Below are 16,436 nucleotides of genomic sequence, written 5' to 3' on the forward strand. Positions count from 1 at the left end.
GGGCAGGCTACCTTCGGCCCTGGCGGGTGCGTCCGGAGGCGCGCCGTGGGGTAGTGTCACCGCCCGTGACTCCCTGGGAAGCGATTCTTCTGGGCCTGGTCCAGGGCCTTACCGAGTTCCTGCCGATCTCGTCGTCGGCCCACCTGCGGATCGTCGGTGAGCTGATCGGCTCGGGCGATCCCGGCGCGGCCTTCACCGCGATCACGCAGATCGGCACCGAGCTCGCCGTGATCATCTACTACCGCAAGAAGATCGGCGCGATCCTCGTCGCCTGGTTCAAGGCCCTGACGGGCGCGAACGGCAGCGGCTGGCGCGCGCGCACCGGCCTGGGGCCCCGGTCCGGCTCGGTGGACCTGCGGCACGGCCGCCCCGGCTCGGGCGCGGACCACGACGCCGCCATGGGCTGGTACATCATCTTCGGCTCGATCCCGATCGTCCTGCTCGGGCTGCTGTTCGAGGAGGCCATCGAGACCACCTTCCGCAACCTCTGGATCACGGTCTTCACGCTCACGTTCTTCGGGCTCCTCCTGCTCCTGGCCGACATCTTCGGGCGCCAGGAGCGCGAGCTGACGTCGCTCACGGGGCCCAGCGCCCTCGGCTTCGGCCTGGCCCAGGCCCTGGCCCTGGTGCCGGGCGTGTCCCGCTCCGGCGGCACGATCACCGCCGGCCTGACCATGGGCTTCACGCGGAAGGCAGCGGCCGACTACTCGTTCCTGCTCGCGCTGCCCGCCGTGCTGGGCTCGGGCTTCTACCAGCTCTTCAAGACCCTCGGCGAGCCGCTCCCGCCGGGGGCCCCCGGCTGGGGCGCCACGATCATCGCGACGATCATCGCGTTCGGCGTCGGCTACGCGGTCATCATCGGCTTCCTCAAGATCATCGGGAACTACTCCTACAAGCCGTTCGTGTTCTACCGGTTCGCCCTCGCCGGCGCCGTCGTGTGGCTGCTCATGTCGGGCACCATCGACGCGACCGGCGGCGTCGCGTAGAACACATCCCCGGCGCCCTGACGTGGTCCGGGAGTGCCGTGGGCGGCGGTTATCGTTGGTCGGTGCACGCCTGGCCCACACCCCAAGTCCCGGAGCTTCCCGGCTTCCCCGTCTCCGACCCGGTGCGGGTCCACGACTCGTCGACCGGTGAGCTCGTCGAGGCGGCGCCGGGGCCCCAGGCCCGGCTGTACGCGTGCGGTATCACGCCGTACGACGCCACCCACATCGGGCACGCGAACACCTATGTCGCGTTCGACCTGCTGGTCCGCGCCTGGCGCGACGCGGGCAAGGACGTCGTCTACACCTCGAACGTGACCGACGTCGACGACCCGCTGCTGGAGCGCGCGACGGCGACGGGCGTCGACTGGCGCGAGCTCGCGGCGTCCCAGACCGCGCTGTTCCGCGAGGACATGACGGCGCTCGGCGTCATCCCGCCGCAGACGTGGACGGGGGCCGTCGAGTCCGTGCCCGACGTCGCGCAGGCCGTTGCCGCCATGCTCGAGTCGGGCGCCGCGTACCGCGTGCCGCTGGAGCCGGGTGCGGGCGGTACGACGCCGGAGCTGGGCGACGTCTACGCCGACCTCACCGCCGACCCCCGCTTCGGGACCGTCGCGCGGCTCGATCGCTCGCAGGCGCTCGCCGACTTCGCCGAGCGCGGCGGCGACCCCGGCCGCGAGGGCAAGAAGGACCCGCTCGATCCGCTGCTGTGGCGCCGTGAGCGTCCGGGCGAGCCGGCATGGGACGGCGGTCCGCTGGGCACCGGACGCCCCGGCTGGCACATCGAGTGCGCGGTGATCGCCCGGGACGGGCTCGGCCTGGCCGCGGGGGAGCGGTTCGACGTGCAGGGCGGCGGCTCCGACCTGCTGTTCCCGCACCACGAGATGTCGACGTCGCACCTGCGCGTGCTGTGTCCGGTCCCCGAGGGCGCAGAGCCCGCAGGGGCGCGTACGCACGTGCACGCGGGCCTGGTCGGCTACGAGGGCGAGAAGATGAGCAAGTCGCTCGGGAACCTCGTCCTGGTCTCCCGCCTGCGCGAGGCCGGACACGACCCGATGGCGATCCGGCTGGCCCTGCTGGCCCATCACTACCGCACCGAGTGGGAGTGGGACGAGACCTCCATGCCCGACGGCGAGGCGCGGCTCGTCCGGTGGCGTGACGCGGTCTCGGGCAACGGCGGCCCGTCGGCCGACGCGACCCTCGCCGCGGTCCGCGCGGCGCTCGCGAACGACCTCGACGCGCCGTCCGCGCTGGCGGCCGTCGACGCCTGGGCCGAGGTTTCCCTCGACCCCACGCGGGATACGTCCGCGGACGAGGAGGGCGCTCCGGGAGTCATGGCCCGTACGGTAAATGCCCTGCTCGGAGTGCGTCTTTAAGCAGTTGAGTGTCCGGTTTGCGCCAGGTAGGCCAGCGCCACGCCAGACGCCGGACGGGTTAGTTTTGACCCCTGCTTCCGTTTGTATTTAACCCGGGGCAGGATGGGGAACATGACGGAGTACGAGGAAGACTTCACGGGTGAGACCCGGGTCACCGTCACGACGACGCCCCGGTGCAGCACGCGCTATCGCGTGGTGCGCAACGGACCAGGATATGCACCGGTCTATGACCGCGTAGAAGACGCCGCACGGTGTCTCGAGACGTGGGTGGGATTTCACGGTCCGGACGCCGGAGTGCGGATCGAACCAATTTCCAGCAGCGTGTGAACCCAACCGTCGAAACCGAATGAAAGAGGCCTGAGCCCGCTGGGCTCAGGCCTCTTTTGCTGTGTCGGTCGATTGCCGGTCAGAGCTTCTCGGGACCGCTGTCCTTGCCTCCGGTGTCGCGCCGGCGCAGGTAGCGCTCGAACTCCCGCGCTATCGCGTCGCCCGAGGCCTCCGGGAGCTCGGCGGTGTCCTTCGCCTCCTCGAGCTGCGCCACGTACTCGGAGATCTCCGAGTCCTCGGACGCCAGCTCGTCCACGCCGTGCTGCCAGGCCGCGGCGTCGTCGGGCAGCTCACCCATGGGGACCGGCTCGCCCAGGATCTCCTCCACGCGCGTGAGGATGGCGAGCGTCGCCTTGGGCGACGGCGGGTTGGCGACGTAGTGCGGCACCGCCGCCCACAGGCTCACCGACTGCAGGTCGCGCTGGGCCGCCTCGTGCTGCAGCACGCCGACGATCCCGGTCGGTCCCTGGTACGTGTTGGCCTCGATGTCGAGCACCGCCTGCAGGCCAACGCTGTCCGACGTCGCGGTCATCGGGATCGGCCGCGTGTGCGGCACGTCGGCCAGCAGGGCGCCGAGCGTGATCACCGTCCGCACCCCGAGGTCGTCGGCCACCTGCAGCAGCTCCTCGCAGTACTTGCGCCAGCGCATCGACGGCTCGACGCCGTGCACCAGCACCACCTTGCGCTCGCCCACCTGGGCCACCGAGATGGACGTCGTCGGCCAGGTGATGGAGCGTTTGCCGTCGTCGTCCAGCGAGATGTACGGCCTGTTGACCTGGAAGTCGTGGAACTCCTCAGGGTCCAGCTCTGTCACCTTCTCTGCGCCCCACACCTCGGCCAGGTGCGTGAGGGCCGACGTGGCAGCACTCCCCGCGTCGTTCCAACCTTCGAAGGCAGCGAGGAGCACGGTCTGGCGAGGCGAGGCCTGCTCCGGCTGCTCGTGATGCGCGTCGGTCATCCCCCCAGCCTATGGTGTGGGGCGCCCGGCGTGGCCAGGGGCGCGGTCGCGTTCGCCGACGGGCGAATTGGCGCGCGGACGTCGCCGGCAGGTCCGAGGGACAGGTCAGAGCACCGGGACGCCGGCGCGCAGCGCGCCCCGGACCTGGACCTCGACGCCGCGCCAGGTACCGGTCCAGAGCGTGTAGCCGGGTTCCATCATGCGCTGGTCGATCGCGTGGTCGAGGCCCAGCGCGCGGGCGATGCTCTCGCCGTCGTCCAGGTGCCAGGGCTGCAGGCACACCCGCTCCGGCGTGACCGTCAGTACCTCTATCCAGTCCGCGCGAACGTGCCGCAGCAGATCGATGACATCGCCGAGACGTTCGGTGACCGACTGCGTCGCAATGGGGTTCACGAGACTCTCCGGAGCGTGGATCGGGCAGGGGACGGCACGAAGGTGGGCACGGGGCAACTGGCTGAGACAACTGTGCGTCAAAGCACGGGACGTGCCATCGGCAGCGCTCGGGACGTTTCGGTGATAGATACGTCCCTGGGGGTATTCACGATGAGAAATCAACGACTGGTCGCAGCGATGGCTCAGGCAGGCCTGAGCCAGGTGCGGCTGGCTGCTGCCGTGGGCGTGGACCCGAAGACGGTCGAGCGCTGGGTGGCCCAGGGCCGCACGCCGCACCCGCGCCATCGGGTGGCGGTGTCCGACGCCCTGGGCTGCGACGTGGCCGCGCTGTGGGGCGACGTCGACCGGGCCGAGGCCGCGGCGCAGGAGATCGTCGGGGTGTACCCGGCGCGCCGCGCCATGCCGGCCGGCACCTGGCGCGCCTTCCTCGCAGGCGTGGAGCAGCGGTTCGAGCTGCACGCGTTCGCCGCGACGTTCCTGCCCGACCAGACCCTCGACCTCACGACGGAGATCGTCACCATGGCGGCGCGTGGCGTGCAGGTGCGGCTGCTGCTCGGTGACCCGGAGGGCGCCGCTGTCGCCGTCCGCACGCAGGAGGAGGGCGGCACGGGCCTCGCCGGGCGGATCGCGCTGGTGCTGGCCTACCTGGCGCCCGCGCTCGGCACACCGGGCGTCGAGGTGCGTCTGCACGACCGTACGCTCTACGCCACGACGTTCCGGTTCGACGACGACCTGCTGGTCAACACCCACGTGTGGGGCTCGCCCGCCGGGGCCAACCCGCTGCTGCACCTCAAGGACGGTCCGGAGGCATCGATGGCGCCCGCCTACCAGGCCGGGTTCGAGCGGGTCTGGGCGGCCGCCAAACCTCTGGAGGCATGGCCTCGGACGGAGGACTCGGACAGGGTGGCGTGATGATGCGGTTCGACTACTTCGACGACCCTGCCGCTCCGCCCGTGAACTCCGTGGTCCCGTCGGTGACGGTGGCGGTCCGGGACGACGTCGGACGGCTGCTGCTCATCCACCGCACCGACAACGACCTCTGGGCGCTGCCCGGCGGGGGTATCGACCCCGGGGAGACGGTCCGCGAGGCCGGCGTCCGCGAGACCGAGGAGGAGACCGGGTACCGCGTGCGGATCACCGGCCTGGTCGGGATCTACACCGATCCCCGGCACGTGATCGTGTACTCGGACGGCGAGGTCCGCGCCCAGTTCTCCATCTGCATGCGCGGCACGGTCACCGGGGGCGCGGCACGGACCTCGCTGGAGTCGAGCGAGGTCGTGTGGCAGCAGGTCGACAGGCTCGGCGAGCTGGAGATCCACCCCTCCATGCGGCTGCGGATCGAGCACGCGGTGGACCCGGCGCGGACGATGCCCTTCCTGACCTGACCGGGCTCACCCGAGGCTGCTGGGCCTCATCTGACGGGCCTCACCTGACGGGCCTCACCTGAAGGGCAGCCCCAGCCGGCGCTCGATCCCGGACACGAGCCGGCGCAGCCGTGGCTCTGCGTCGTGCATGCTGCGCGACACGAGGTGGCCGGGCGGGTAGCGGTCGTAGATGCGCTCGAACCGCTCGTCGACGGTTACCGGCTCGCCCCGGGCCGACGTGGTCATGTCGCAGTAGGTGAGCAGGTCCAGCAGCTCGGGGGCCGGCTCGGGGAACTCGCGCCGCAGCGCGTCGTCCAGGCCGCGCTCCGCGGCCTCGACGGTGGCCTCCGTGTGGTGCGCGACGAGACCGCTCAGCTCCGCCGGTGCCCCCAGCCGCGCGAGGTAGCGGGCGCCGTCGAGCTGGTGCAGGCCGGTGTCCAGGGCCGCGGCGGCGTAGCCGATGTCGTGCAGGTAGGCGGCTGAGACGAGCAGGTCCGGGCTGCCGAGCACGCGCGCGACCTGCTCGGCACGGCGGCCGACGCCTCTCGAGTGCGCGAGGCGGTCGGCGCCGGGCTCGAAGAGCGCGGTCAGCAGTGCCTGTGCGCCCGCGGGGTCCAGCTCCCGCGGGATGGTTCCGTGCATCGGTTCACCGTAGATCGCCGTGCCGCGCACGGCGCGACGGGCGGCGAAGGGCGCGGTCAGGGGACGTGTGCTGGTCTGCATCCTGAACCTCCGTCGTCAGAGCTCCGGTCGGCCGTTGACTATCCAGTCGCGGACCATCGCCGTCGTGCGGTGGTGGCCGGCGAGCGCGGCGTCGCGCGTGGCGTGCAGCTCTGCGTACTCCTCGGTGCAGTCGAGCTTGTCGTCCTCGGACAGGATGCCGTCCGGGTCGAGCCGCTCGACGAAGACCATCGTCTCGTAGATCAGCGGGGTACGGCCGTGAGCGTGGCCGTTGTCGTCGTCCGCCGAAGCCGTGGAGTCGATACCGGTCCAGACGGTGGAGACGTGGTAGAAGCCGATGTGGTCGCGCGCGACGTGGCCGCTGCCGGCCCCGCGGCGCAGCACCGACCACTGGTCCTGGGTGATCGGGTTGCCGTCGAGGTCGTAGTACGTCCGCTGCGAGAGTCGCTCGAAGAAATCGGGTCCGAACACGGTCATTCCTCCTCGTCGGTGCTACCGGGTCGTCGGCCATGGCCGCCGATCGTGGGCCAGCATCACCCAGGACGTCGCAGTGCGCGCGGTGAGGCTGTGAGTTGCGTGGTCCGCCGACCGGCGCGTTTGCCCGGCCCGCGGGGCAAGGGCTCCGCTATCGTCCAGGGTCGTGACCAGGTGGCGGCGGTGAGGGCGACGCTCGAGCAGCTCACCGCCGTCGTGGGGGAGCTGACCGGTCGCGCGGCCGGAACCGGGCGTCCGGCGGGGTCGGTGCGCCCGACCGCGCTGAACGGCTGGCGGACCCAGGACTGGCACGTCGCCCTGCTGGAGGTCCCGCTCGACGAGCGCGCGTACGCGGACCGGTTCCAGGTGTCCCGCCGCGCGGAGATCGAGGACCTGTGGCGCTGGTGGTCGGAGCGGGACGCCGCCTGTCCGCTCGATCCGCGTGCCGTCGGGTTCCTCGGCTTCTACCTGCTCACCCTGGTCGCCATGCACTGCTCGGACCGCATGCGGTTCCACGGTGATGCGGCGCCGGACGTCACGCTGGCGGGCACGACGGCGCAGGACCTGAGCGCCGCGCTGGTGGCCGATCCCGACGTGCGCCGGGCCATCGTCGCGCTGCACGATCCGGACGCGCCGCTGAGCACGCGCGGCGGAGGGGCGAAGGGCTCGCGGGCGGGCGCTGCGCCGTCCGCCGCGACGCGGGCGGAGTGGGCGGCGATCGACGTCGCGAGCCTCGAGTTCTACCGGCACGGCACGACGTCGATCATCCTCACCGGCCGGGCCGCCGCACCGTCGCAGGGCCGGACCGCCGCGTTCGCGCTGAAGTGCCTGATCCACCCGTACCGCGCGATCCCCGTCATCACGGCCGCGACGCGGGGCTACCTCGCCGAGCACGGCAGGCTCGACGCCGAGGACAGCTCGCCGGCGGTGCGCGTGTGGGCCAGCCACGACAGCTGGATCCTCATGGACCTGATCCGTGGTCGCACGCTCGGCGAGCACCTGGCGCACCTGGCGACCACCCGGCCGCCGGCCCCCGCGCGGGAGATCCTCCGTACCGTCGACACGGATGCGCTCCGCGAGGTGGGCGGCGCCCTCCTGACCGCGCTGGCCGACCTCGAGCGGGAGGGTCGCCGGCACGACGACCTCACGCCGTCGAACATCATCGTCGAGACGGAACGGGAACAGGAGCCGGACCGGTTCCGCCTGCGATTCGTCGACCTGGGTGTCAGCTATCTGCACGCCCGGTCGATCGCGGGCCAGGTCAGAGGTGACGGGGCGTACGCGGCGCCGGAGGTGCGGCGCGACGGCGTCGGGCACCCGCGCGCCGACCTCTACTCGCTGGGCGCGCTGCTGATCAGCGTCGCGGGGATCCCGCACAACGCGGACGGCACGGTGCCCGACCAGTTCTACGTGGCCGCGGTCGGCCTGGCCAGGCTGCTGGAGGACCTGACGGACGCCGACCCGCGCCGCCGGCTGCTCGTCACGCCGGTCGATCCGGCCGCCCCCACGTTCGAGCAGGTGGGCAGGGTCTTCCGGGACGAGGTGGCGATCCTCGAACAGGACGGCAGGGAGCGCCCGCGCAGCCGTCTCCAGCGGCTGGTGGACCTGTCGCCCGGCGCCGGGACGGTGGCCCGGCAGCGGCGGATGCTGCAGGTACGCAGCGGCCAGGTGCGCGACCGCACCAGTGCGGTACACCTGCGGCAGGCCCGGCGGCTGCGGCGGTGGGCCTGGCTCTGTGCCGTGCTCCTGTGGTCCGCGACCGCGCTGGTCGTGACGTGGTGGTCACGCGACCTGGGGCTGTCCTGGCAGGCGAGGTGGTTCGAGATGGCGGACGAGGTGTCCGGCACGTCAGGGATCGGTCTGGGGTTCCTCGACGACGTCCGGGCGGACGACTACCCGATCCCCGACCCCTGGGGAAACCTCCCGGTACGCCTCGTCACGCTGACGTTCGCGCTGGTCAGTGCTCGGTTGTACCTGAACGTCTTCGCCGAGCTGAGCACGGTCTGGGCGGTGCCGCGCGGGCGGGCTGCGAGGGTGCGGGCAGTGGCCGCGGAGGTGGGCCTGCGGTCCCTGGCGGTCCTGCCGGCGGTCTACGTGGTGCTGCCGACGCTCGTGCAGCGTGACTGGTGGCCGCTCGGCACCCTGGTCGGGCACGTCACCTTCGCCGTGGTCGTCCAGGCCTGCCTCTGGTTCGCGTGGGACACGAACGCGCGCGCCCGTGCCGCGGGGCTCTCGTCGGTGCCGCGGGGCGAGATCGCCACGCTCGGGCGGCTGGCGGCGTGGCAGCCGACCGTGGCGGTCTACCTGGTCCCGATCGTGGGCATCGGCACGCTGCTGTCGCTGGGGCTGGTGCACGACGAGCTGGTCTACGCGTGCTTCGTCAGCCTCATCAACCTGGGCATCTTCTACCCGAAGAGCGCCGGGACGGACGCGCCCTACATCCGCGCCGGCATGAACCGGGCGGCGCTGGCAGCAGAGCGGCTGGAGCGCCTGGAGACCGCGCGCCTGCGCTGACTTCTGCCGGCGAGGGGACGCCCGAGCGAGATTCCTCGCCCGAAACGGGAGTAAATGTCGGATTGCTCCGCCACGAATCACACTGGGAGGTGCGCAGAGGACCCCTGGTTCGGGCGAGTATGAAGTAATGGGCAACCTGCGAAATCACCGGGCACTGCTGTCTGCTGTCGGAGCGTTCGTCGTCGCCGGCGCCGGGAGCGGCATCGCCTGGTCCCAGGCCGAGCGCAGCAGCGAGCCCGCTGACGTGCTGCTCGACGCCGTGGAACACAGCGAGTCGACGATGCGCGACTACATCGACGAGATCGCGCAGCGGTTCGACGAGATAGAGGCGACCTCCGACGCCCGGCAGCAGGAGGAGCTCGCCACCGCGTTCATGAAGGACGTGCCCGCGCTGGCCGAGGACGCGCGGGCCGAGGTCCTGACGGCCAAGGAGGACGCCGAGGCCGTGAGCCTGCCCGACGGCGGCGAGCTAGACCGCGCCCGCGACGCCTACGTGGCGCACATCGACGCATGGATCGCGGAGTACGACGAGGCGATGGTCTCCCCGGTCGGCGTCGTGGAGATCGAGCCCGTCGTGAACCGGACGTTCGACCAGGCGGTCGCCGCGTTCGACCGGACCGAGCTCGACGCCGGCCAGGCGGAGCGCGCCGAGCGGCTCCTCGCGGACTGAAGCCGTCCGGCGCTCGCCTCAGCCCTGGCGGCTCGTGTCCTGGCGGCTCACGTCCTGCCCTCTCATGTCTTGGCGGCTCATGTCCCGCCAGCTCATGGGGGAGAGGCTGAGGGCGGCGTCCGCCACCCGTTTCGCGACCTCCGTGCGCAGGGCCGCGTAGGACGAGTCGATCCACTCCTGCACCCCGGCCTGGCCGCCGTGCCGGTACTCGACCGCCTGGACCAGACACTCCAGCTTGTCCGCGTCGCGCGCGCACCGCGCCTCGGGCGTCTGCTGCGCCTCGAACTCGGTCACGGCGTCGACGACGGTCGCTGCTGCGGCGGCCGGCAGGGGAGCGACCTGGTCCCGCGTGACCGCGACGTTGTCCGGCTTGGTGACGTACGGGCGGGCCGTGTGGGGCAGGTCGGTGATGCGGGTCTCCTGGGAGTCGTGCCAGAGCGCGAGGTAGGCGGCGCGCGCCGGGTCGGCGCCCTCCTCGGCGGCCAGCAGCGCCGCGAGCTGCGCGACCCGCAGGCTGTGCTCGGCGACGGACTCCGGGTCCCGCACCCCGACCTGCCACCAGCCGGAACGACGCAGGCGCTTGAGCACGCCCATCTCGAAGGTGAAGGCGGCGATGCCGGATGCGGCGGTGTGCGTCATGGCGCTATCGTCCGGCATTCCCGCGTGGCTCGTCGGCTCGTCACACGCGGGACCCTCGCTGGTTACCGGCCGTACAACGTCGACACCTACGATGTGCCGGTGCCTCGCGACTCCTCCGCAGTCCTTCCTGCCGCCGTCCTGTTCGACATGGACGGCACCCTCGTCGACACCGAGCCCTACTGGATGCGCGCCGAGCGCGAGATCGTCGCGGCGCACGGTGCGACCTGGACGCACGAGGACGCCCTCGGCGCCGTCGGGCAGGCGCTCCTGACCACGGGCACCATGCTGCGCGACGCCGGCGTGCCGCTCGAGCCCGCCGAGATCGTGACCTGGCTCGTGGCCCGCGTGAACGAGCAGCTGCGCGAGAGCGTGCCGTGGCGGCCCGGCGTCCTGGAGCTGCTCGAGGAGCTGCGCGCCGCGCAGGTCCCGTGCGCGATAGTCACCATGTCCTACCGCAGCCAGGCCGAGGTGGTGGCCGACGGCGCACCCGCCGGAACCTTCGCCCACCTCGTCACCGGTGACGAGGTCACCCACGGCAAGCCTGACCCGGAGCCGTACCTGGTGGCCGCCGGCCTGTTCGGTGCCCGGCCGGAGGACTGCGTGGCCATCGAGGACTCCCACCCCGGGATCACGTCCGCGCTCGCCTCGGGTGCGCGCACCCTGGGCGTGCCCGCCGAGGTGCCCGTGCCGCCCCGGCCGGGCCTCAACCGGGCGGCCTCGCTCAAGCAGATCGACCTCGAGACGCTCGCGCGGATCGCGTCGGGCGAGGTCATCGACCTGCTGGGCTGAGCTCGTCCGCTGAGCCGGCCCGCTGAGCCAGCCCGACGGTTGGTACCGCCGCAGCGTCAGACGGTGATACCCAGGCGGAGCGGGATCGCGCCCTCCGGGACCTCCGGGGGAGTGCCACCGAACTCCGGGCACAGCGACTGGTGCGCGCACCAGCCGCACAGCTTCGTCCGCCGAGGCTTCCACACGCCGGTCCGGGCGGCGTCCTCGATGGCCGACCAGATGGTGCGGATCTTCTGCTCGGTGTGCTCCAGCTGCTCGACGGTCGGCTCGCCGCGCAGCACCTGGCCGTCACCCAGGTACACGAGCTGCAGCATCTTGGGCAGCACCCCGCGCTCGCGCCACAGGACGAGCCCGTAGAACCGCATCTGGAACACCGCCGACGACTCGTAGCCCGGCCGCGGCGACTTGCCGGTCTTGTAGTCGACGACCCGCACGGCGCCGGTCGGCGCGACGTCCAGGCGGTCCACGATGCCGCGCAGCAGCGGGCCGCCGTCGAGCTGTGACTCCACCAGGAGCTCCCGCTCCGCCGGCTCGAGCCGGTTCGGGTCCTCCAGCGTGAAATAGGTGCCGAGCAGGGAACCGGCGCCCGCGAGCCAGCCCGCCCGGTCCTGCCCGTCCGGGCCGACCCCGTCCGTGAACAGCGACGTGTACCGGTCGTCCGCCTCCAGCAGCCGGTCCCACTCGCCGGGCAGCAGGTCGTTCGCCGCGGCCAGGGTGCGCTCACCCAGCGGGGCGTCGTACAGCCGCTCCAGCACCGAGTGCACCAGCGTCCCGCGCGCCGCGGCGGCCGACGGGGGCTCCGGCAGCCGGTCCACCGTGCGGAACCGGAACAACAGCGGGCACTGCATGAAGTCGTTCGCGCGGGACGGCGACAGAGCCGGTGGCCGCGACGGTGCACGCACGACCGACACGGTGTCGACCGCCTCCGCCGTCACGTCCGGGACCGGCTCCTGGGATACCTCCGTCGTCGTCATGGCCCCAACCCTAGGTGCGGTCACCGACATCCCCGGGCAGCCATCCACAGCGCGCCGTACCCCCGACGGCGACAGGGCGGTTAGGTTTGTCCGGTGACCACCTCGGAGCCCGCCTCCACGCCCGCAACTCCCGCCCCGCAGCGCTCGAAAGGGTTCGTCATCGGCCGCGTGGCCGGGGCACCAGTCATCGTCACGCGGTCCTGGTTCCTCGCAGCACTCGTCCTGACCCTCCTGTTCGCTCCCACGGCGGAGGCGCTCTCGCCGGGGCTCGGCGCGGGTGCCTACGCCGTCGCGTTCGTGTTCGTGCTGCTTCTGTTCGGCTCCGTGTTCCTGCACGAGGCCGCGCACGCACTGGTCGCCAGGGCACGCGGCCAGAACGTGACCGAGCTCGCCGTCACGCTCTGGGGCGGCCACACCGCCTACACCGGTGGCCTGGGCCGACCGCTCGACGGCTTCCTCGTCGCCGTCGTCGGGCCACTGACAAACCTGGCGCTCGCGGCCGGATTCTGGCTTGCGTGGGACCCCACGGCCGTGCAGAACGTGCCGATGCTCCTGCTGTTCGCCGGCGCGGCGTCCAACGCTTTCGTCGGCGCGTTCAACCTGCTCCCCGGCCTGCCGCTCGACGGGGGCCAGATCCTCGAGTCCATCGTCTGGGCCGTAACGGGAAAGCGCACGACCGGCACGATCGTGGCCGGCTGGGTGGGCCGCGTCGTCGCCGTCGGCGTGCTGGTCTGGGCGCTGGCGGTGCCGTTCCTGCAGGGCACGACACCGCGCCTCACCACCGTCCTCTGGTCAGCGCTCATCGGGGCGTTCCTCTGGGCCGGCGCGGGCGCCGCGATCACGAACGGGCGGCGCAGGGAGGCGGTCGACGGGCTGACCGCCGCCGGGCTCGCCGGACCCGCCGTCCTCGTGCCGCTCGGCTCGACCGTCGCCGATGCCCTGGACGCCCGGGCGGCGGCAGCGGGCGGCGGCACGCCGTCGCACTACGTGGTGGTCGTGGGGCACGGCGACCTCCCGATCGCGGTGATCGACGGCGGCGCCGTCACGGCGGTCCCGGAGTCGGCCCGCGGCGTGACCCTGGTCGACGCCGTGGCCGTGCCGTTCGTGCCGGGGTCGGCCGTGCCCCCGGCGCTGTCGGGCACCGACCTGCTGACGCAGCTGGCCCAGCGGTCGGGCGGAGCGAGGCTCGTCCCGGTCGTCGACGACGGCCGGGTCACCGGCGTGCTCGACCTCGCAGACGTCGCCCGGGCGATCCGCGCCACCTGACACTCCGCCTTGGCCCGGGCCGGGCCGAACCCGGCGCACGCGCGGCCCCGGCCCAGCGCCTAAGATGGTCGGTCGTGACCACACCCACCGACACCCCTGTCGCCACCGGCGCCGAGCAGCGCCGCGGCCCGTTCCGAGTGGGCGACAAGGTCCAGCTGACCGACCCCAAGAATCGCCTGCACACCATCACGCTGCAGCCCGGCGGCACGTTCCACACGCACCGCGGCTATTTCAAGCACGAGCAGCTCATCGGGCAGCCCGAGGGCTCCGTGGTGGTCAACACCGCCAACATCGAGTACCTCGCCCTGCGCCCGCTGCTGGCCGACTACGTGCTGTCGATGCCCCGCGGCGCAGCCGTCGTGTACCCGAAGGACGCCGCGCAGATCGTCGCCATGGCCGACATCTACCCGGGCGCGTGTGTCGTCGAGGCCGGCGTCGGCTCAGGCGCGCTGACGATGTCCCTGCTGCGTGCGGTCGGCGACGCCGGGCACGTGCACTCGATCGAGCGGCGCGAGGACTTCGCGGCCATCGCCAAGGGCAACGTCGAGACCTTCTTCGGCGGGCCGCACCCGGCGTGGGAGCTGTCCGTCGGTGACCTCTCCGACGTGCTGCCCGAGGTGGCCGAGCCGGGCACCGTCGACCGCGTGGTCCTGGACATGCTCGCGCCGTGGGAGAACGTCGACGCGGTCGCCTCGGCGCTCGCCCCCGGCGGCGTCGTCGTCTGCTATGTGGCCACCACGACACAACTTTCGCGCACAGCGGAAGATCTGCGTGCGGACGGCCGGTTCACCGAGCCGGCGGCCTTCGAGACGATGATCCGCGGGTGGCACCTCGAGGGTCTGGCCGTGCGTCCGGAGCACCGGATGATCGGCCACACGGGCTTCCTCATCATCGCCCGCCGGATGGCCGACGGGGTGGTCGCACCCGAGCGGAAACGGCGTCCTGCCAAGGGTGCGTACCCCGCGACGGCCGAAGCGGAGTGGACTCCGGAGGAGCTGGGGGAGCGCGCCATATCGGACAAGAAGGTCCGCAAGGTTCGCCGTGACCTCGGCGTGGCACCGGAGGACGCGAACCTCCCGCCCGCGTGAACGGGCTGTAACGATCGCGTACCCCGGACGTCTCAAACGGGTGTTCTTACTCCCGGTGTGTCAGTGACTGTGCTTAAGGTGCTGTTCTCGGAGGCGTTTGCGTCATATGGTCGCCTCCCGGGCCCTACGAGAGGGGATGTCATGACCGAGAACACGTCAGGATACAACCATCCCGAGCATGAGTCTTTGCCAAACCGCGACTACGAGCGCCAGATTGCCCTCCTCTCAGCCAAGAACGAGCGTCTGGCGGAGGCACTCCGCGCGGCGCGCGATCAGATCGTCGAGCTGAAGAAGCAGCTCGACGATCTCGCCAAGCCGCCGGGCACGTACGCCGTGTTCCTGGGGGCGCACACCGACGGTTCGGTGGACATCTCGTCCGCCGGCCGCAAGATGCACGTCTCCGCGAGCCCGAGCCTGGACGTCACGCGGCTGAGCCCGGGCCAGGAGGTCAAGCTCAACGAGGCCATGACGGTCGTCGGGGCGGGCGAGTACGAGCGCACGGGCGAGCTGGTGACCGTCAAGGAGATGCTGGGCGGCGACCGCGTGCTCGTGGTCGGCCGTGCCGACGAGGAGCGCGTGGTGCGCCTCGCCGGGTCCTTGATGGACTCCCCGCTCCGGGTGGGCGACTCCCTCACGGTCGACACGCGCAGCGGCTTCGTGTTCGAGATCGTGCCCAAGTCCGAGGTCGAGGAGCTGGTGCTCGAAGAGGTCCCGGACATCGAGTACGAGGACATCGGTGGCCTCGGCCCGCAGATCGAGGCGATCCGCGACGCGGTCGAGCTGCCCTTCGCGCACCCCGACCTGTTCCGGGAGCACGGGCTGCGCCCGCCCAAGGGCGTGCTCCTGTACGGCCCGCCCGGATGCGGCAAGACGCTCATCGCCAAGGCCGTTGCGCACTCCCTCGCCGGGATGGTGGCCCGTGCCAACGGGAGCAACCCCGAGGTGAAGAGCTTCTTCCTGAACGTCAAGGGTCCGGAGCTGCTCAACAAGTACGTCGGCGAGACCGAGCGGCACATCCGGCTGATCTTCGCCCGTGCCCGGGAGAAGGCCAGCCAGGGCATGCCCGTCGTCGTCTTCTTCGACGAGATGGAGTCCCTGTTCCGCACCCGCGGTACGGGCCTCTCCTCGGACGTGGAGACCACCATCGTGCCCCAGCTCCTCGCGGAGATCGACGGCGTGGAGCGGCTCGACAACGTCATAGTCATCGGCGCGTCCAACCGCGAGGACATGATCGACCCGGCCATCCTGCGCCCGGGACGTCTCGACGTGAAGATCAAGATCGAGCGGCCCGACGCCGAGGGCGCCAAGGAGATCTTCGGCAAGTACCTCACCAAGGACCTGCCGATCCACCCCGACGACCTGGCCGAGTACGGCAACAACATGGCCGAGGCGCTCGACGGCATGATCACGTCGGTCGTGTCGCGGATGTACTCGGAGGACGAGGAGAACCAGTTCCTCGAGGTCACCTACGCGTCCGGGGACAAGGAGACCCTCTTCTTCAAGGACTTCAACTCGGGCGCGATGGTCCAGAACGTGGTCGACCGTGCCAAGAAGAACGCGATCAAGGACTTCCTGGCCACGGGGCAGAAGGGCATCCGTGTGGAGCACCTCCTGACCGCGTGCGTCGACGAGTTCAAGGAGAACGAGGACCTCCCGAACACGACCAACCCCGACGACTGGGCGCGCATCAGCGGCAAGAAGGGCGAGCGCATCGTCTTCATCCGCACCATCGTCCAGAAGAAGGGCGAGGGCGCCACGCCGCGCACCATCGACACCGTCCAGAACACCGGTCAGTACCTCTGACAGCACGTCGAGGCAGGGTCCGTGTCCGTCCAGCGGGCGCGGACCCTGCTTGATCGGCGCGACCGGTCAGCGCGGCTGATCAAGTGACCGACCAGCGGGACTACTGCGGCATAGGGTGGTGAACGTGAGCGTACGTC

Annotated in this window: 17 protein-coding genes; 11 read left to right on the plus strand and 6 right to left on the minus strand. The window is 71.5% G+C overall.

All coding sequences use genetic code 11. The features are described 5' to 3' along the window. The first annotated feature begins 65 nt into the window (after window positions 1-65). From ACNYC2_RS09205 to ACNYC2_RS09215, 3 genes are all read left to right on the plus strand, one after another. Window positions 66-986, plus strand: coding sequence for an undecaprenyl-diphosphate phosphatase (locus ACNYC2_RS09205; protein ID WP_419706723.1), 921 nt, complete (start codon window positions 66-68; stop codon window positions 984-986). Between the two features lie 62 nt (window positions 987-1,048). After that, window positions 1,049-2,359, plus strand: a complete 1,311-nt coding sequence (gene mshC / locus ACNYC2_RS09210; RefSeq protein ID WP_419706724.1) for a cysteine--1-D-myo-inosityl 2-amino-2-deoxy-alpha-D-glucopyranoside ligase — start codon at window positions 1,049-1,051, stop codon at window positions 2,357-2,359. 111 nt (window positions 2,360-2,470) lie between these two features. Then, window positions 2,471-2,686: a hypothetical protein gene (locus ACNYC2_RS09215; protein ID WP_116675661.1), complete on the plus strand. Its 216-nt coding sequence runs from the start codon at window positions 2,471-2,473 to the stop codon at window positions 2,684-2,686. 79 nt (window positions 2,687-2,765) lie between these two features. Here the strand turns inward: ACNYC2_RS09215 and ACNYC2_RS09220 are convergent, their stop codons facing one another. Together ACNYC2_RS09220 and ACNYC2_RS09225 are read right to left on the minus strand one after the other, a co-directional pair. Then, on the minus strand, window positions 2,766-3,644 hold the full coding sequence (locus ACNYC2_RS09220) for a PAC2 family protein (RefSeq protein ID WP_357509691.1): 879 nt from the start codon (window positions 3,642-3,644) through the stop codon (window positions 2,766-2,768). Between the two features lie 105 nt (window positions 3,645-3,749). Then, window positions 3,750-4,037: a hypothetical protein gene (locus ACNYC2_RS09225; RefSeq protein WP_419706725.1), complete on the minus strand. Its 288-nt coding sequence runs from the start codon at window positions 4,035-4,037 to the stop codon at window positions 3,750-3,752. Between the two features lie 150 nt (window positions 4,038-4,187). On the opposite strand from ACNYC2_RS09225, the gene ACNYC2_RS09230 reads away from it, so the two are divergent. Both ACNYC2_RS09230 and ACNYC2_RS09235 read left to right on the plus strand, forming a co-directional pair. After that, window positions 4,188-4,949 carry a helix-turn-helix domain-containing protein gene (locus tag ACNYC2_RS09230; protein WP_419706726.1) on the plus strand — a complete coding sequence of 254 codons (762 nt, stop codon included), beginning with the start codon at window positions 4,188-4,190 and terminating at the stop codon, window positions 4,947-4,949. Then, window positions 4,949-5,422 (plus strand): NUDIX hydrolase, encoded by a 474-nt coding sequence (locus ACNYC2_RS09235; protein ID WP_419706727.1) that lies wholly within the window; start codon window positions 4,949-4,951, stop codon window positions 5,420-5,422. Before ACNYC2_RS09230 ends, ACNYC2_RS09235 begins: the two co-directional genes overlap by 1 nt. A gap of 54 nt (window positions 5,423-5,476) precedes the next feature. Here ACNYC2_RS09235 and ACNYC2_RS09240 read toward each other — a convergent pair whose 3' ends face one another. Together ACNYC2_RS09240 and ACNYC2_RS09245 are read right to left on the minus strand one after the other, a co-directional pair. Beyond that, entirely contained in the window at window positions 5,477-6,124 is a 648-nt protein-coding gene (locus tag ACNYC2_RS09240; RefSeq protein ID WP_419706728.1) for an HD domain-containing protein, read from the minus strand. 15 nt (window positions 6,125-6,139) lie between these two features. After that, complete coding sequence (locus tag ACNYC2_RS09245; protein ID WP_419706729.1) at window positions 6,140-6,553, minus strand: hypothetical protein; 414 nt, start codon at window positions 6,551-6,553, stop codon at window positions 6,140-6,142. Window positions 6,554-6,739: 186 nt separating this feature from the next. Here ACNYC2_RS09245 and ACNYC2_RS09250 point away from each other — a divergent pair, with 186 nt between their 5' ends. Together ACNYC2_RS09250 and ACNYC2_RS09255 are read left to right on the plus strand one after the other, a co-directional pair. Then, the gene (locus tag ACNYC2_RS09250; RefSeq protein WP_419706730.1) at window positions 6,740-9,070 is read left to right on the plus strand and encodes a protein kinase domain-containing protein; all 2,331 of its coding nucleotides are present in this window, start codon (window positions 6,740-6,742) and stop codon (window positions 9,068-9,070) included. A 127-nt stretch (window positions 9,071-9,197) separates the two neighbouring features. Continuing rightward, the gene (locus tag ACNYC2_RS09255) at window positions 9,198-9,740 is read left to right on the plus strand and encodes a hypothetical protein (RefSeq protein WP_419706731.1); all 543 of its coding nucleotides are present in this window, start codon (window positions 9,198-9,200) and stop codon (window positions 9,738-9,740) included. An 18-nt stretch (window positions 9,741-9,758) separates the two neighbouring features. Here ACNYC2_RS09255 and ACNYC2_RS09260 read toward each other — a convergent pair whose 3' ends face one another. Continuing rightward, a complete protein-coding gene (locus tag ACNYC2_RS09260; protein ID WP_419706732.1) occupies window positions 9,759-10,379 on the minus strand; it encodes an HD domain-containing protein in 621 nt (206 codons plus the stop codon). A 99-nt stretch (window positions 10,380-10,478) separates the two neighbouring features. Between ACNYC2_RS09260 and ACNYC2_RS09265 the strand changes: the two genes are divergently transcribed. Next, entirely contained in the window at window positions 10,479-11,168 is a 690-nt protein-coding gene (locus ACNYC2_RS09265; protein WP_419706733.1) for an HAD family hydrolase, read from the plus strand. A 56-nt stretch (window positions 11,169-11,224) separates the two neighbouring features. Here ACNYC2_RS09265 and ACNYC2_RS09270 read toward each other — a convergent pair whose 3' ends face one another. Continuing rightward, the gene (locus ACNYC2_RS09270) at window positions 11,225-12,142 is read right to left on the minus strand and encodes a RecB family exonuclease (protein WP_419706734.1); all 918 of its coding nucleotides are present in this window, start codon (window positions 12,140-12,142) and stop codon (window positions 11,225-11,227) included. Window positions 12,143-12,235: 93 nt separating this feature from the next. Here ACNYC2_RS09270 and ACNYC2_RS09275 point away from each other — a divergent pair, with 93 nt between their 5' ends. The 3 genes from ACNYC2_RS09275 to arc all read left to right on the plus strand — a co-directional run bounded on the left by ACNYC2_RS09275 (window position 12,236) and on the right by arc (window position 16,299). After that, the gene (locus ACNYC2_RS09275) at window positions 12,236-13,408 is read left to right on the plus strand and encodes a site-2 protease family protein (RefSeq protein ID WP_419706735.1); all 1,173 of its coding nucleotides are present in this window, start codon (window positions 12,236-12,238) and stop codon (window positions 13,406-13,408) included. Between the two features lie 74 nt (window positions 13,409-13,482). Further along, a complete protein-coding gene (locus ACNYC2_RS09280) occupies window positions 13,483-14,496 on the plus strand; it encodes a tRNA (adenine-N1)-methyltransferase (RefSeq protein ID WP_419706736.1) in 1,014 nt (337 codons plus the stop codon). A gap of 141 nt (window positions 14,497-14,637) precedes the next feature. Then, window positions 14,638-16,299 (plus strand): proteasome ATPase, encoded by a 1,662-nt coding sequence (gene arc / locus ACNYC2_RS09285; protein WP_419706737.1) that lies wholly within the window; start codon window positions 14,638-14,640, stop codon window positions 16,297-16,299. Window positions 16,300-16,436: the final 137 nt, after the last annotated feature.

It is taken from the genome of Promicromonospora sp. NFX87 (assembly GCF_048564965.1).
Lineage (GTDB): Bacteria > Actinomycetota > Actinomycetes > Actinomycetales > Cellulomonadaceae > Promicromonospora.